Source organism: Nostoc sp. ChiQUE01b (genome assembly GCF_034531255.1).
Lineage (GTDB): Bacteria > Cyanobacteriota > Cyanobacteriia > Cyanobacteriales > Nostocaceae > Nostoc.
Genome location: NZ_JAVRBM010000066.1, coordinates 1 through 17,554, shown reverse-complemented (window position 1 = coordinate 17,554; position 17,554 = coordinate 1). Strand labels below are relative to the sequence as shown.

Genomic DNA, 17,554 nt, shown 5'->3' with positions numbered 1-17,554 from the left:
GTCTTAGCCTCAACCACATTCTCGACTCATAACCAATTGTCCGTTTGCTAGTCGATACACTCCTTGGGGTTCAATAATCAAGTCGCCTTTTTTCCACTGATGTCTTGCATTATCATTAGTAACATTTTGCACATTACCTGTGGCATAGGTTGAAGCTGAAGCATCCCCAGGACGAGCAGGTAAACCACCAACACCTGTAATTAAAAAAGTACCTTCTTGCTTTGCACTACGAGCAATACAACTATTAGCAATTAGCGCATTAGTATCAATGGGATTAGATTGTAATTCTGTGATGCTATTTTGGATAAAAGTAATATCGGGCACACCGATGATATTACCAGATATTGCACCGCTGGCGTTGATATCGGTGCGATCGTTATTATTTAATGACTGAAGGGTATTTATATCAGTTGAAGTTTGTGTAGGGCGATATAGTGGTGAAGTTAACAAAGCACGAGTGTTAAAAGTAATGTTACCACCTTGACCTTCTGGCGCAAAGGCGAGAATATCGCTATCTTCTAAGGCAATAATAGTGTTGGCATTGAGGGTAATATTACCTCCACTACCTTCACCTGTAGATAAATCGGTGCGGATGTCGCTGTTATTAAGTAAGCGAATGTTTCTCGCAGTGATATTGATGCTACCACCGCCTGCTTGTTCGGATTGTGCGTTTACTAAACTATTATTTGCCCTAAAATTATCCTTAGCAGTAATATTAATATTGCCTGCAACACCTCTTCCATTACTCCTTGTAGAAACTCCAGCAACGTTATTAGGTAAGTTTAAATCGCTTGTAAATAAATTAAAGTTAGTTGTAGATAAGAATATTGTTCCGCCGTTTCCAGTAGAACTAGTACCTGCAAATAAGCCAGTGATATTATCTGAGTTGGTAGAGATAGTGATACTATCTGCGGCATTGATAGTAATGTCACCAGATTTACCACTGTCAACAGTTCCTGTAGTTATCAATCCACCATTTGATGCTTCAAATACACGAGTATTCAAAGTTATATTACCGCTGTTACTAGAATTACTAGTTGCTGCTGATACAAAAGCATTGTCTGTTAGACGGAAATAATCTGTGTTGATTATGATATCTCCACCTTGACCAAGCGCCCCACTTTGGGTTTCGGTTGATATTCCACTTGCATTTCCATTTATATTAGTTCCTGAAATAGTTACTGCATCAGCAGCATCAATGCGGATACTTCCACCCTTACCTTGTCCACCAGGCAAATTTCCCGTTGCTTCAGCAATTAAAGTACTAATAGCACCACCGTTAGTTAAAGTTAGCTTTCGTGTCTGAATTTTAATATCTCCAGCATTACCAACTCCGCCTGCTCCTACGCGACTATCGATTATACCGTTGTCAACAACAACCCTATCATTGCTGGCAATAAAGATATCACCAGCATTACCCTTGCCAAAAGTTCCAGCGCTGATAGTTCCATTTGTTAACTGCAAACGTTTAGTATTAATTGTTATATCACCGCCATTACCTACAGGTTGAACTTGTGTAGAGATTAAACTACGAAAATTAGCGTTTGAGCTAATTAAATCAATAGAATCTGATGCATTGATAGTAATATTACCTGCATCACCACCCAAATTATTAATAGCTCCTACTGTGATATAACCGCCATTTCTCACCAGGAGATTTTTAGTGTCTAGTGTTACATCACCTGCACGACTATTGCTAAAAGTTGTGGCAGAAATACCAGTAATTCTATCTGTTGAACCTTTAGGATCGATTTCTATTAAATCAGTGGCTGTAATATTAATATCTCCGCCACGTCCAATTGTTTCGCCTGGTTCTGGTTCTCCAGAAACAGAAAGTATAGTTCCATAATTTGTTAAAGTAAGTCTTCCAGTTTTAATATTTATATTGCCAGCATCACCGACATTAGATATAACTTCAGAAGAAGAATTAGCAGATGCAGAAATAAAAGAATTATCTAAACTAATACTCTGAGCCGCAATATTCATATCGCCACCGTTACCACCAAGAGTATTAGCTGAGATTTGAGACTGGTTTTCCAAATTCAAATAATTGGTAGTAATCGATAAATTACCTGCATTTCCTTTTCCATCAGAACTTATAGACAATATTGCTGCAAAATTGTTCAAATTAATTGTATCAAAAGCCTGAATTTTAATATCTCCAGAATCATTTGCAAAAATGTTCGTAGCACTTATTAAAGCACCATCTGTGAGCAAAAGATTTCGTCCTTGGATATCAATACCACCGCTTCTCCCGTAGGTTGGCGTTCCTGAAAAGGTTTGTTCTGTAGATATAGAGGTGTCACGTGGTTGAACCGCGCTTGCAATCAAACTACCGAAACCACTAGCGTTTGTTCCAGATAGGGAAACTGTATCTTCAACTTTGATATTAACAATTCCTGAATTACCCTCTGTGGCAATTGCTTGAATACTACCACTATTCATTTTTAGCGATCGCGCACTAACATTGATATTACCACTATCTCCAATACCTAAAGCAATATTTCCAAAAATGCTATTTTCATTGAGTGTTACAACTCCACTAGCATTAACTACAATATCACCTGCTTTGGTGTCAGAAGTTCCTTGATTTTGATTTATACCAGTGAAGAAATAACTAGAATTTTCTAAATTCAAATTATTAGCATTAACTACAATATCACCACCACCAGCACCAGTAGCAATAGCCACAGATTGATTTACAAGTGAGATATCTGTTTTCGCCACACCATCAGGAAAAGTCAAGCTTAAGTTGTTGTCATTAACATTAAGTCCTACTATTCCTGGTGCAGTTAACCCACCAATCTCTACCCTACCGTCTAACGCGGCGAGTTGTCCTCCATCTATTAGAATTTGTCCTGTAGATTCAGGTGTAGGTGAGATGCGACCGCCAAGTAGGATTAAACTTTTATTATTGGGAACCGCCAAAATCGCACGATTTTCTATTGAGTTTGCCCCTTGGTTAGCAATTTGATTAAATAAAAATGCTGTAGGATTGACGCTGAGTAATGAATTATTGGGTGTAACTGGAGAAGTTAAGGAAAATTCTGCACCGCCAGGAAATTGAATTGCATTAGCTGTGGTAGCTACAAATGAACCACTAATATTTAACTGGGCATTTTTTCCAAAAATAATGCCGTTGGGATTCATCAAAAATAAATTAGCAGCACCTTGGGCATAAATCAATCCTTGAATATTAGATGCTGTTCCACCAGTTACTCGTGCAAAGATATTACTAATGTTGGAATCGTTAAGAAAAATTGCTCCGCCATCATTAGGAACGCTAAAACTGCTGAAACTGTGAAATAGGTTTGTATTGCCAACTGTTGTGCCACCTGAAATATAAGAACCCAAGCCAATATCTGTAACTTGTGTTCCCAAAGTTTGGTCAGGTGTTACTTGAGCTAAGGCACTGAGGTTTGTTATAAAACTTAAAGTAATTGATAGCCCTAAGCGCCAATACCAATTTAAATAAGATTGATTAATCATGGCTTAAATTTATGTAAATTTATAGGCTCAGATCCCCGACTTATCCAAAAAGTCGGGGATCTTATTGGTTACGAATAATTAAGTAGGGCTGTATCAGATACCGCAATCATATTACCAGAGATTGTGCTATTAACTAGTATTTCTGTTGGAGCGATCGCTATTTTTCACGAAATCCAGACTAATGCATAATCTTTTGCATATCACCAGTTAAATTACAATGCAGTTTTCTGCAATCTGCCATACACAATTATGCATATAACACTGCATGAAACCTGAGCGAATAATTTTCGTACTTTTCTTACTCTATATTTTGTTCCTTGGTTTCTCAGCTTTATTTCCTATTCCCTAATTCTATAAGTAAGCTCAGAAATCAAAGCTGACTACTATTTTTACTCTCATTTTGATTGCGAAAAGGAGAAACAAATGTCTACTTTTGTTGGTTCTGCTACTGGTGTTCCTAAAACTGGTTTAGCCTACGTAGACGGTTTACTATGGGGTAGTCGTTGGAAAATTGAAAACGACAATAGAAAACTGACCTATTCTTTTGTTGATAACAAATCTTGGGATTATTTCTTCGACAATGCTGAAATAAATGCCTTTACTAATGCAATCAAAGCTTGGTCAAATGTAGCTAACTTCCAACTAGAATATTCTGGTTTTAACGATTCTCAAGCTGAGTTAACCTTTCATGTTGTTGATTCTTCTCTTTTTGGCGATGGCGTACTAGGTATAGCAAGCCCACCAGGAGAATCTTTCGATTTTCTTGCAGAAGGAGATGTTTTAGTTAACTGGGAACCTTACCAATACAATCCTGATGCTGCTTTAGCAGTTGGTGGCTATTCTTACTATACTTTTGTTCACGAAATTGGTCATGCTTTGGGATTAGCTCATCCCCACGATGAAGGCGGAACTTCTTCTATTTTTCCTGGTGTTGATTACTCTGGAGATTTTGGTGACTACGCCCTTAATCAGTTTGTCACCACAGTCATGTCTTACGTTGATATTCAAAGTCCCTATTCTCCTGGGTATGAAACAAATTGGGGTTATGCTGCGGGGCCAATGGCATTTGATATTGCAGCTATCCAACATATTTACGGTATTAATAAGTCATACAATACAGGTAATAATGTTTATTCGCTTCCTACTTTTAATGGCGTTGGAACCTATTGGTCTTGTATTTGGGATGCAGGCGGAACAGATACAATATCTGGTCAAGGGGCAACTAATTCAGTAATTATTGACTTGAATAATGCAACTTTGGCGAATAACGATCCTGGTGCTGGTGGCTTTCTTAGTCGAGTTGTTGGTATTAAAGGCGGATTTACCATCGCTAATTCCAAAGGCGGTATATCTGTGATTGAAAATGCCATAGGAGGTAACTTTAATGACAGTTTAACAGGAAATGAATACAACAATTATCTGTCTGGGGAAGGCGGAAACGATCTCATTGATGGCAAAGCTGGAAATGACAGTCTTGTAGGTGGCGCGGGGAATGACACGCTTTATGGCAGCGCTGGTAATGATACCCTCAATGGCGGTACTGGCAATAATACTTTGTATGGGGGCACTGGCAACGATCGCTATATAATCAATGGCGATAGTTACTACAGTATCTATGAATACCTTAATGAAGGTACAGACACAGTTGAGTCTGCCTACAACTTTAACTTAGGTCCAGCTTATTTAGAAAATCTGATTCTCACAGGCACATCTGCAATCAACGGCACTGGTAACAATCTCAACAACACAATTACAGGTAACGGTGCTAACAATCAACTCAATGGCGGCGCTGGCAATGACACACTATATGGTGGTGCTGGGAATGATAGTCTAGTTGGTGATGGAGCTACTAACGAAACCAAAACCTTTAGCAATAACTCTCCTGTTAGTATCCCTGACTTGTCTACAATTACATCTAGTTTAGCCGTCAGTGGTTTACCGACATCGATTGCTGATGTCAACGTCACTTTAAATATTAAGCACAACTGGGATTCTGATCTAGATGTTTTTCTGATTAGTCCAACAGGGACTCGCGTGGAATTGTTTACTGATGTCGGCGGTAGTAACATTAATTTTACTAACACGACATTGGATGATGAAGCAGCAACATCAATTACACTTGGGACTGCGCCTTTTAGCGGAAGTTTCAAACCAGAAGGGCTGCTATCTGCTTTTGACAATAAAAACCCCAATGGCACATGGAAACTAGAAGTCAGAGATGATGAAATTGCAGTTGCTGGTACGCTCAATAGTTGGTCGCTGCAATTTACAGTTCAAACAGCTGGCATTGGCAACGATTTTCTGGATGGGGGTACGGGGAATGATACCCTAACTGGCGGCGGTGGTAACGATACACTAATTGGTGGTACTGGTAATGATGTCCTTGTTGGTGGTACTGGGAACGATACACTAACTGGTGGTAGTGGCAGCGATCGCTTTACATTCAACTTTCGCACTGAAGGAATCGACAAAATTACTGATTTTAGCGTCATTGATGATACGATTGCCGTCTCTAGGGCTGCTTTTGGTGGCGGGTTAGTTGCTGGTGCCGCCATCGCTGCTAGTCAATTTTTCCTCGGTTCAGCAGCAAGTACAGCTAGCCAAAGATTTCTTTATGATAAAGGCAACGGTTCTCTGTTCTTCGACCAAGATGGTACAGGAGTGATCGCTAAAATCCAAATTGCTACACTTAACACTGGATTGTCCCTAACCAACGCAGATATTTTCGTCGCTGCTTAAAGATTTTTAATCAATAAATCATTATCTTGTGGGGTAGGCATCTTGCCTGCCCTAATGTGCTTAATCCTCAGCGACACTCTCGACTCATCACTAATTGTCCATTTGCTAGTCGATACACTCCTTCTGGTTCAATAATCAAGTCACCCTTTTTCCACTGACTAGTTACACTATCATTGGCAACATTCTGTACATCACCTGTAGGATAAGTTGAAGCTGAAGCATCCCCAGGACGAGATCGTAAACCACCAACACCTGTGATTAAAAAAGTACCTTCTTGCTTGGGACTACGGGCGATACAAATATTAGCAATCAGCGCATTAGTATCAATGGGATTATCTTGTAATTCTGTCAGGCTGTTTTGGATAAAAGTGATATCAGGCACACCGATGATATTACCAGAAATTACACCAGTAGCATTAATGTCAGAACGATTATTATTATTTAGTGACTGAAGACTATTTCTATCAGCTAATGTTTGTGTAGGGTTATAGAGAGAATCACTAAATAAAGCACGAGTGTTAAAAGTAATATTACCGCCTTGACCCTCTGGTGCAAAAGCGAGAATGTCGCTATCTTCTAAAACGATAATGGTGTCAGCATTGAGGCTGATATCACCTCCAGTTGCTTGCCCTGTAGATAAGTCAGTACGAATATCACTATTGTTGCGTAGACTAATATTTCTTGCAATAATATTGATATCGCCACCGCTTGATTTTTCAGAATTTGCGCTGACTAAACTATTATTCGCACTGTAATTACCTTTAGCAATAATATTAATATCGCCTGCAATACCTTCTCCTTCACTGCGTGCAAAAACTCTAGCATCATTAGCTAGATTTAAGTTATTTGTGGATAAATATATTGTCCCCCCATTACCAATAGAGTTTGCTGTTGTAGTTGTAAATATACCACTGACTAAGCCATAAATAGTAATTTCATCTGTAGCATTGATAGTGATATTACCAGCATTGCCGCTACTGTTGGTTGTTGTAAAAACTTGCCCTCCAGTAAATGCTTCAAATACACGAGCATTAATGGTGATATCACCTCCATTATTAGAATTTTTAGTATCTGCCGTTACACTGCTGTTGTTTTCTAAGCGAAAATAATCTGTGTTAACTACAATATCTCCTGCCTGACCAACACTTCCTCTATCGGTTTGAGTCGATAATAAGCTAGGAAATCCATTAGCATTAGTTCCAGAAATTATTACAGCATCCGCAGCATTAATGAGAATATTTCCACCTTTACCTTGCCCTCCAGGAAGATTTTGTGTTGACCCACTAATACCTGCAATAATTTGACTGCCATTACTTAAATTTAATCTTGATGTCTGAATTGTAATATCACCGGCATTACCCGCCCCACCTTCTCTGATCTCACTAGAAATATCAGCATTATTAAGAACTACACTATTTTTGCTGTTAACAAGAATCTTCCCTCCATTACCTGTACCAAAGCTTGCAGTATTGATAGCTCCATCTGTTAACTGTAAAAAGTTAGTATTAATAGTTATATCGCCTGCATTACCAGTATCGCTTGCAGCATTTATTTCTTTACTACTATTCCATAATATTTGTTCTGCATCAATAGTAATATCACCTCCATTACCTCTTGTAGGTGAATTAGCGCTAAAAGCAAAAATAGAAGAATTATCTTCTGCATTCAGTTCTGTAACTTTAATATTTATATTTCCTGCATTCGTCCCTTGAATGTTAATTGCTGATATATTAGAATCATTATTCAGACTCAAAAGATTAGTAATAATTGATAAATTACCCGTATTTTCTAGTTCTAAGCTACTTGTATCAATATAAGCTTGATTATTCAAAATAATTGATTCATCGGCTTGAATATTCACATTCCCCGTTCTACTTGATAAAGAGCTAGTGTCTTGAAGTAAAATATTTTTTGCCTGAATATTAATACCACCAATACCTTGATTGTTGATTGTACTATTTTCCCCAGACAAAGTAATTGTATCCTTAACTTTGATATCAATAGGATTTGTGTTACTATTGATTGCATCTGCAAAAATTCCACTACTTATAATTTCTAATGATTCGGCAGTAATGTTAATATTTCCTGTGTTGCCTGTTTCTACTCCTATATTACCAATAAGACTTCCATTTTCTAAGCTAACAATTCCATTAGCATTAATTAAAATATCACCTCCTTGAATTTGAGATGAACCTGGGTTAGTTCTACCTGTATAAATATTGCTATTAAGTAATTTAAGATTATTGGTATTCACTACAATATCACCGCCAATTGCACCAAAAACAGCAACGAGAGATTGATTTTCAAGTGAGATATCTGTTCTTGCTACATCATCAGGGAAAGTCAGGCTGAAATTGTTGCCATCAATATTCAGTCCTACTGTTCCAGGTGCAGTTAATCCACCAATCTCGACTCTGCCATCTGGTGCTATAACCTGCCCTCCATCCATTAGAATTTGGCCTGTAGATTCAGGTGTAGATGACGCACGACCACCAAGTAATATTAAACTTTTATTGTCATTAACTCTCAAAATCCCCTGATTTTCAATTGAGTTGACACCTTGGGCAGCAATTTGGTTAAACAGAAATGCTGTAGGATTAATACTGAGTAAAGTATTGTCTGGTGCAACTGGTGAAGTTAAAGAAAATTCAGCCCCGCCAGGAAATTGAATTGCATTAGCTGTGGTAGCTACAAAAGAACCACCGATATTTAATCGGGCATTTTCTCCAAAGATAATACCATTGGGATTTATCAAAAATAAATTAGCAGCACCTTGGGCATAAATCAATCCTTGAATATCAGATGTTGTCCCACCAGTTACTCGCGCAAATATATTGATAATATTGGAATCATTGAGAAAAATTCCCCCACTGCCATTAGGAATACTAAAACTGCTAAAACTATGGAATAGATTTGTATTAGTAACAGTTGTTCCACCTTCAATAAAAGAAAATGGCCCATTATCTATAACTTGTGTTCCCAAGGTTTGATCGGCTGTGACTTGAGCTAAGACGCTAATATTAGTTGTCAAAGCAAAGCTCAGGATTAGTCCAAAAGATAAGCGCAATTTTGAATAATATTGGTTAGTCACAATTCTAGTTAACCGCCTTTAACGGTGTAATTAAAGACGTAAAAATAGTAGCTTGTTTCAAATGACATGTAAATATAGCAGAATTCAGAATTAATAAATCTGAAGTATGGTACTTTATACCGTAGGCTAACGCACCGTCAACAATTCAAGGTGCGTTGCGCTATCTGACAACACACCTGACATCGAATTTATATTTATTCACCTAGATTGAACTTTTATCGGCGACTTACTTAAATGCGCCGATCGCTGATTTATAATAAATCGGTTAAAGAGCGATCGCACTTTATTCTTTTGGCTGCAAACCCAATTCACAAATTGTTTTTGCTTCATCAACAGAGTAACTTTGGCCTAAATCTATTTGTGGTTCTTTGCACCAGCCCTGTCTAAACCACTCATAGAGAACGGTTTCGGTCGAAGTTCCTGACACAAATTGCTGGGTTTGTTTTTTAGATGCCCCTTCTGTGTTAGGGCTACATTTTTTGCTTCTCCATCCGTTACCTTCTAGCCATGTTGTCTCACTTGCACCCAAATCAATTAAGTAACGTCCATTAGATTCTGATACTGATTTAGCCACATATTTTTGAGTAATTAAACGTTGAACACACTCAGCCAAACTAGTTTTTTGACATTCAGCTAATGCCGCATCTGCTGAGATACCTAAATTAGTATATTCTTTAATGCATTGCAGATATGCTGCTTCTTGCGCTTGAACTAGTGTTTCACCAAAGGGAATGCCACTAAAGAATATTATGACTGTGGTAGTCATGAGTAATTTGTGCAATTTATTCATCATGATTTGTGAGAAAGTAATTTTTACCTCTTATATATTTACTTCATAAATAAAATCTGAATAATACTTAATAATGTTGTAGCAATTGCAGAAAACTACATAGCCAATATGCCTGAAATTTGCTATGGCTAATTACTTACGTAAATATTTTTGCAATGAGTTGACAAATATACAACTCATCTGATTTTATTTGTAATAAGCTTATTTATAATCACTATTAACCTTTGTTTTCCCGTGATCAAAAAATTTTCTAAATCAACTACTCATTATTGGTTAACAATTTTATTTTTTGTCAGTTTCACCCTTTGTGTATGGTTGAATAATGTGCAATTGACAAGTCCCCAACTAAGTATCGGCAAGTTAGTCCAAGCTCAAGCTCCTGATGCCGATCAATTAGTTAACAAAGGTGTTGAAAGTTATCAAGCAGGAAACTTTCGGGCTGCAATTCAATCTTGGAAAGCAGCTTTAGAGTTATATACACAAAAAAAGAACTATAATAATGTGGCGATCGCCAATGAAAATTTAGCACGAACTTATCAACAACTGGGTGAAAATGAGCAAGCTCTAAGTTATTGGGAGCAAGTTAATAATTACTATCGTTCTCAACAAAACTGGCAGAAAGTAGGGCGAATATTAACAGAAATAGCACAAGCTTACAGTAGTTTTGGACAAACAGGAAAGGCAATTAATTTTTTATGCGGTGTCTCTGATGCCAAAAATATCGAAAATCTAGCATGTCAGCAAGGTAGTGCATTAAAAATAGCTTCAGAACAACAAGATAAAGCAGGGGAAATTGCAGCATTAGGAAGTCTTGGCGAAGCTTATCGCCTTCGAGGTAATTATGATGTAGCAATTCAATATCTAGAAGCTGCTAAAAAGACTAACAATCAAACATATAATTTTGCAATCTTAAATAGTTTAGGTAATGCTCACGCCAGTCGCGCCCAACTTTGGAATCTACGTACAAAATCGGCTCAACAACAAAGTATTTCTAAAGCAAGGGAATTCCAACAAAAGGCCAAAAATGATTATCAGCAAGCGCTAGAATATTTCCAATCAAGTCTCAAAGAAGCTCGTCAACAAGATAATAAATCTGGTGAAATCCGAAGTCTGCTTAATCTGATTCAGCTTTTTTACCACTCCAAAACAATCAGTTTAATACCTCAAAATCAGTTGCAAGAAAATATTCAAGAATCTTTGGAACTGTTGGATAAATTACCCGATTCTATGAATAAAGTGTATGCAGCGATCAATTTAGCAAATTTGCCTGCTGTCGATGAGGAATTAACTTCACCATTAACTCAATGTTTGGCAAAGCTAAAATTACCAAACGCGCAAGCAAAGGAATTATTTAATAAAGCTATAAATATTTCTCAGAGATTGCAAGACTCTCGTTCTGAATCTTATGCTTTAGGAGCGCTTGGTCATTTCTATGAGTGCCAAGAAAAAAAATATCAACAAGCTTGGGAATTAACTAATAAGGCAATTTGGTTAGCAGATCAAAAATTAAAAGCTAAAGATAGCTTATATTTATGGGAATGGCAAGCGGGAAGAGTTTTAGAAGCACAGAATAGAAATATTGAGGCACTTCCTTTTTATCAAAGAGCATACAATATTCTAGAAGAGTTACGCAGCGACATTCTGATTGCAGACCGTGATTTTCAGTTTGATTTTCGTGATATTATTGAGCCTGTTTATCGTCAGCTAGCACAACTTCAATTAGAATTTGCCTCAGCAAGTAATACTAGTAATAAACAACTGAGTAGTCCAGCCTTAAATGCTGCCTTAACTACAATAAATTCCCTCAGATTAGCAGAAATTCAAAATTACTTTGGTAATGATTGTATTTTAACAGCAATTAATAACAAAAATGTTACCGAGGTCGTAGAGGACAATACTGCATTTATTAGTTCAATAGTTCTTAAAGGTAAGACAGGAGTTATCTTGATTTTACCTAATCAAGAAAGACATTTGCAATGGATAGATAAAAATCAGGAAACTCTTCGCCAGGAGATTACAAACTTTTACACTGGGTTAGTTCGAGGGAAACGAGATGTTAATTATAATACTAAAGATGCAGAAAATCTCTATGAATTAATCATCCGTCCCTTTGAGGATGATTTAAGTGCTAACAAAATTACAACTTTAGTATTTATCCAAGATAGCTTTTTGCGTAATGTGCCGATGGCTGCACTTTATGATAAAAAAGACAAAAAATATTTGATCGAAAAATATGCGATCGCTAGTACTCCCAGCTTACAATTAACCTCGACACAAAAAGTTAATATTAAATCAAGTAGAGCCTTAATTTTAGCTGTCAGTCAAGAAGCAAAAATCGACGATAAATTATTTGAAGCATTAACGAATGTTCCTCTAGAAACAAAGGCAGTGCAAGAACTATTTGCAAATACTAAAAAGTTAGAAAATCAGGAATTTACAATTAGCAATTTAGAACAAGAAATTCAAAACACATCTTATCCAATTATTCACGTTGCAACTCACGCACAATTCGGCACAATTGCAGAAGATACATTCTTAGTCACAGGAAATAATGACAAACTCACAATTAATCAACTAGAAACATTGCTACGTCAAACTAATAATAGTTCTAACTTAGTTGAATTATTAGCACTAACCGCTTGTCAAACAGCAGTTGGTGATGATAGGTCAACCTTAGGATTAGCAGGTGTGGCGTTACAAGCTGGTGCTAAAAGTGCAATGGCTTCACTATGGTCTGTGGGGGATGAGTCTACAGCTAATTTAGTGGCAGAGTTTTATAGTAAATTACGTGAATCAAAAATGAGTAAAGCACAAGCTTTACAAATTGCTCAATTGAAACTGATTAATGCCAAAGAAACAGAGATTGATATCCAATATAATCACCCTTATTATTGGGCACCATTTATTCTGATTGGAAATTGGCTGTAATCGGTGAGTAGGGAACAGGGAACAGAGTGTAGATTGGGTTGTACCTTAGTTCCCCTTAGGGGTACGGAGTGAAACCCAAGAATGCAAGGTTTTTGGATGTTGGGTTTCGTTCCTCAACCCAACCTACGCCTATGCCTTAATAATTTAAAACTCTCCGCGTCCCCGCGTCTCCCCATCTTTGCGTCAGCCCTAATTAATTATTTCTCTAATAATTGTATCTTCCTTGCCAGTTGCAAATTTAGCAAAGCGCTCTGCTAAGGGTGGTACGATTACCAGGGGGTTACTAAATCCAGAAAATACATGAATGCTTTCAAATCCAGGAACAGTACCAATTAAAGGAAATTGATTGTTACTAAATGCCACTAAGCAATGATGCCAAGTTCCTGGTAAATTCCCCAAAGCTGGTAAGACTTCCCCGACACTTTCTCGCAACCAGCGTTCACTCGCTTGTGAGTTTACCTCCGCATGAGGATTTGTAAGAACGCGGCTAATTTGACCTAAACGCAAACTACCATCTTGAAACTGAATTGCCCCGGCATCTAAAATCGCTGGTACTGGTTCATTACCTGGTTCATCCCACAATTGCTCGACTTGAGTAGATTGGGCTTCTAATTGATACCGTTGCACATTTGCTGGCATAACTAAGGTGCGTAACCTGATATCAACTGGTGCAGTTTCAATTATTTCTGCGTGGGTAAAATATATCTTCAAGGAAATACCAGCTGATTTTAATAGTTGGCGGCTAAGTCCACCTGCACAGATGACGACATTTGCACTGTGGTAAGTTGCATTGGTGGTTTGTACGCCATTTTCCAATATTTGCAATACTTTGCTAACTTGGAGTTCACCTCCACTACGCAAAAAAGCTTGAATGTAAGCTTGTGCAGTTTTTTGTGGATGAATATGACCGTGTTTAACAGTTAAAGCGCCAGATATCGCCTGTTGATTTATTAGCGGTTCCAATTCACTAGCTGCTTGTACGTCCAGTAAACGCGGTACAACAGCACAATTACTATATAACGCAGCGATCGCTTCTGGGTCACTAGCTGCTGGAATAGTTAGTAACAAATCTAATTCCCGAAATTCGATATCAGCGTCTAACTCTTGGGATAGGATATGATAACGAGCGATCGCATCTTCACACAATTGGCGAGTTAGTGGTGTAGTACCCGACCAATAAGCAAGTCCACCATAACTATAGCGAGTTGCATTCTGTGGTATTTCATATTCTTCCACCAAAAGTACACCAAAGCCTGCTTTCCTTAATTCATAAGCAAGCGTAGCACCCGTAATCCCACCGCCAACCACAATCCAGTCGTAAGTTTGCATCTTAAATATCTTCCCTAATTACGAATTACCATAAGTTGCTTGTAACCGTTGTAAAAGATATTCTCCTGCTAGGATAGACGGATAAATTGGTGATTTTCCTGTTTTGCAACTCTCCAAACAAGCAATTTCTACATCATCATTAGGATGACAGAAAAAAGCCATAGAATAGCGAGACTGGTTTACTCTGTCGTCATTAGGAATCATTACCCGATGCTTAGTTGAACAAAACACATGATTTGTCCACCTCTGCATTAAATCACCAGTATTAACTATAACAGTATCAGTAATTGCAGCCGCCTGAATCCATTCTCCTGCTGTTGTTTGTACTTCCAACCCGCCGACATCATCTTGGAAAAGTAAAGTAATACTCCCATAATCGGAATGTTCCCCTGCACGCACTTGTCCGGGTTTAGGCGGTGTTTGTAATGGGGGATAGTGGAGCGATCGCAAGGTATGATTATGTTGGCTGTGCCTTGTGGTAAAAAAATCTTCTGGCAAGTCCAACGCCAAAGCAAATGTTTGCAAAACTGTGTTAGCTAGGTTTGTGCAACTATCATAAAAAGCCCCAATACAAGCATCCATACCCACAGCACCTTCTTTGCTGACATTAAACGCCTCTTTTAAGTCACCTGGTTTATTCGGGTCAAGGCGTTCTCTCTCAATAGCAACATATCCTGTATTATTAAATTCATCATTCCAAGCTTGCTTTTGCTTAACTTCTAAAGGTAAATTGAAAAAACATTTACTATACGTGAATACTTGCTCAATTAAATCTTTTGACATACCAGAATTTTGCAAGTACATAAAACCGATTTCATGACAAGCCTGATAAACTTCTTTCACAACAGCTTGCCGAGTTGTTGCATTGCCATTCATGAAAGCAGCCAAATCAATTACTGGAATTGTAACCATCAATGATTCAAGATATAGTTAACAATTTGTAGTCACGCCAGTAGGGTGTGTTATGCCGTAGGCTAACGCACCTCAAACTTAGTTTTCTCTAGCGGAGGCATAAACTTTGCTCAAAATTATCCTTGTAGAAAATGAAGAACATAAATCTCATATCAAAAACCTGTTCTTTGACTATTTTAATGAAACTAAATTAATCTTTAGCCAAAAATATAACATCAATATAGATGTTAATACATTCTTCGAGCAATATATCACCCAACTCGATGAATTTCTACTACCTTCAGGACGCTTACTTTTAGGACAATATGAAGAACAAATAGCTGGCTGTGCTTGCTTGCGAAACATTAACCAAGATATTGGCGAAATTAAAAGGATGTATGTCAAACCACAATTCCGCCAAAAAGGAATAGGTCGAGCATTATTACAAGCTATCATCAATGAAGCTACTGATATTGGTTACTCCAAACTTCGCTTAGACACCGCGCCTTATGCAAAAGAAGCACACGCACTTTATCGTGCATTTGGCTTTTACAATATCGAGCCGTACTTAGAAAAAACAGAAATTCCGTTAGAATATCGAGCGAACTGGATTTTTATGGAATTGATTTTAAAATGATGAATATCCGTTGTGAAACTTTGACAGACTACCCAGCAATAGCACAGGTGAATACATTAGCTTTTGGTCAAGACAACGAAGCCAAACTTGTAGAAAGAATTCGCCATTCTGACCGCTATATTCCAGAACTTTCGCTAGTTGCTGAAATTGAAGGTATGGTAGTCGGTCACATTTTATTTAGCTATATTGATTTGGCGAACAAACAAACATTACAAGTACTTGGTTTAGCACCTTTAGCAGTTTATCCCCAGTTTCAAAGACAAGGAATTGGCAGTGCATTAATCAAAGCAGGGTTAGAAATAGCCGAAGCAAACAAAGAAGCCATAGTAATTGTACTAGGTCATCCAGAATTTTATACTCGCTTTGGCTTTCAGACTTCCGTGATTTATGGAATAGAATCTCCCTTTCCAGTACCAGAAGAATTTTTCATGGTTAAACCACTGCAAGGTTATCACAAAAAGTGTAAGGGAAAAGTTGTTTATCCACCTGCATTTGATGAAGTATAGTAGACTTCTTGCAGAAGTGGGGAAAAGAGTAAGGGGTAAAGGGGAAAGGGCTAATAAAAACCCTTTTTCCTTTAACCTTTTCCCTTTCCCCCCTCTTGCAAAAGTAACTTTTGCAAGAGGTCTAGTATTCATATCATGTTCGGTAGAAGACTTACCATTAAGACTGACGCAAAGAGATTTTAATAATAAGTAATTATCCGAACTTGATATCACATATGGCATGGTGAAAACTTGGGGGGACAATAAGTCCACCCCACAAGAAAAATCGTGTATTTTTTTATTGGTAAGTTCCTACAATTATATTTTTACTAGGGAGACTACACAACTTGGGAATTTTGGCTAGCTGCTTTTTTAGCAACAGTTTTTAACCGAGTTGCTCTACTTTTACGTAGAATTTCACTTTTACGAACTCCCCCAGCCATTTCATATTCACGGCTGTCTCTGCCGTATTTAAAGCCAATCCCCATCAGCATATTCTCACAGTAAGTAGCCAAATTTTTTTCTAACTTTTCAATTTCTATTTTGGAAGAGTCAATCATGCTGATAATAGTATTATAATTTTCTAATTTAGTGCGTAACTCTTCAATTAATTGTGTCAGTTTTGCGATATTGTAATTATCTCCAATATCCAAATTGCTATTTATTGCTTTGAGTCCAGCAAATTTTAACTCAGCACTTTCTAGAACGCGAGATGTGCGTTTTTTCTGAGACATAAATCTATTACCTTTTAAGGTTGATAACATTACTATGCCCCACTAAAACTAAATTTTGGCTCAGCAAAATCCACAAATATGGTAATTTTTATTTATAAGTTTGGTAGGGTGCGTTATCGCGCCAGCGTAACGCACCGAACATCATGGACGGTGCGTTAGGATTTTCGTCCATAACGCACCCTACGAAACTACAAAACAAGCATTAGTCACTCCAGAACATGCCGCAATACTTGTCGGTTAAGGGGAAAAGGGGGAAGGGGAAAGGGGGAAAGAAAAAACCTTTAACCTTTACCCTTTAACCTTTTCCCCAAACCCAATGCCGAGTTAAAAATGCACAAACCGAGCAGTATTGGAACATGCCGGACTTACTAAAAGACGTTGATTAGTCACTCCAGACATGCCGGATTGGCAAAAATATGTTCGTTACTAACTCCAGACATG

At 37.7% G+C, this 17,554-nt stretch carries 10 protein-coding genes; 4 read left to right on the top strand and 6 right to left on the bottom strand.

The annotated features are described in order from the left end of the window. Positions 1-9: 9 nt before the first annotated feature. Positions 10-3,489: a filamentous hemagglutinin N-terminal domain-containing protein gene (locus RMY63_RS30745; RefSeq protein WP_322732347.1), complete on the bottom strand. Its 3,480-nt coding sequence runs from the start codon at positions 3,487-3,489 to the stop codon at positions 10-12. Between the two features lie 423 nt (positions 3,490-3,912). On the opposite strand from RMY63_RS30745, the gene RMY63_RS30740 reads away from it, so the two are divergent. Next, a complete protein-coding gene (locus RMY63_RS30740) occupies positions 3,913-6,228 on the top strand; it encodes a proprotein convertase P-domain-containing protein (protein ID WP_322732346.1) in 2,316 nt (771 codons plus the stop codon). Between the two features lie 67 nt (positions 6,229-6,295). Here the strand turns inward: RMY63_RS30740 and RMY63_RS30735 are convergent, their stop codons facing one another. After that, positions 6,296-9,319, bottom strand: coding sequence for an S-layer family protein (locus RMY63_RS30735; protein ID WP_322732345.1), 3,024 nt, complete (start codon positions 9,317-9,319; stop codon positions 6,296-6,298). A 283-nt stretch (positions 9,320-9,602) separates the two neighbouring features. Further along, positions 9,603-10,085 (bottom strand): hypothetical protein, encoded by a 483-nt coding sequence (locus RMY63_RS30730; RefSeq protein ID WP_322732344.1) that lies wholly within the window; start codon positions 10,083-10,085, stop codon positions 9,603-9,605. Positions 10,086-10,433: 348 nt separating this feature from the next. Here RMY63_RS30730 and RMY63_RS30725 point away from each other — a divergent pair, with 348 nt between their 5' ends. Further along, positions 10,434-13,037 carry a CHAT domain-containing protein gene (locus RMY63_RS30725; protein ID WP_322732343.1) on the top strand — a complete coding sequence of 868 codons (2,604 nt, stop codon included), beginning with the start codon at positions 10,434-10,436 and terminating at the stop codon, positions 13,035-13,037. A gap of 189 nt (positions 13,038-13,226) precedes the next feature. Here the strand turns inward: RMY63_RS30725 and RMY63_RS30720 are convergent, their stop codons facing one another. After that, entirely contained in the window at positions 13,227-14,366 is a 1,140-nt protein-coding gene (locus tag RMY63_RS30720; RefSeq protein WP_322732342.1) for an FAD-binding oxidoreductase, read from the bottom strand. Positions 14,367-14,384: 18 nt separating this feature from the next. Next, a complete protein-coding gene (locus RMY63_RS30715; RefSeq protein ID WP_322732341.1) occupies positions 14,385-15,278 on the bottom strand; it encodes an isopenicillin N synthase family dioxygenase in 894 nt (297 codons plus the stop codon). A gap of 106 nt (positions 15,279-15,384) precedes the next feature. Here RMY63_RS30715 and RMY63_RS30710 point away from each other — a divergent pair, with 106 nt between their 5' ends. After that, complete coding sequence (locus tag RMY63_RS30710; RefSeq protein WP_322732340.1) at positions 15,385-15,894, top strand: GNAT family N-acetyltransferase; 510 nt, start codon at positions 15,385-15,387, stop codon at positions 15,892-15,894. Next, positions 15,894-16,400, top strand: a complete 507-nt coding sequence (locus RMY63_RS30705) for an N-acetyltransferase (protein ID WP_322732369.1) — start codon at positions 15,894-15,896, stop codon at positions 16,398-16,400. Before RMY63_RS30710 ends, RMY63_RS30705 begins: the two co-directional genes overlap by 1 nt. Positions 16,401-16,717: 317 nt before the next feature. On the opposite strand, the gene RMY63_RS30700 is transcribed toward RMY63_RS30705, so the two are convergent. Next, positions 16,718-17,113: a hypothetical protein gene (locus tag RMY63_RS30700; RefSeq protein ID WP_322732339.1), complete on the bottom strand. Its 396-nt coding sequence runs from the start codon at positions 17,111-17,113 to the stop codon at positions 16,718-16,720. Positions 17,114-17,554: the final 441 nt, after the last annotated feature.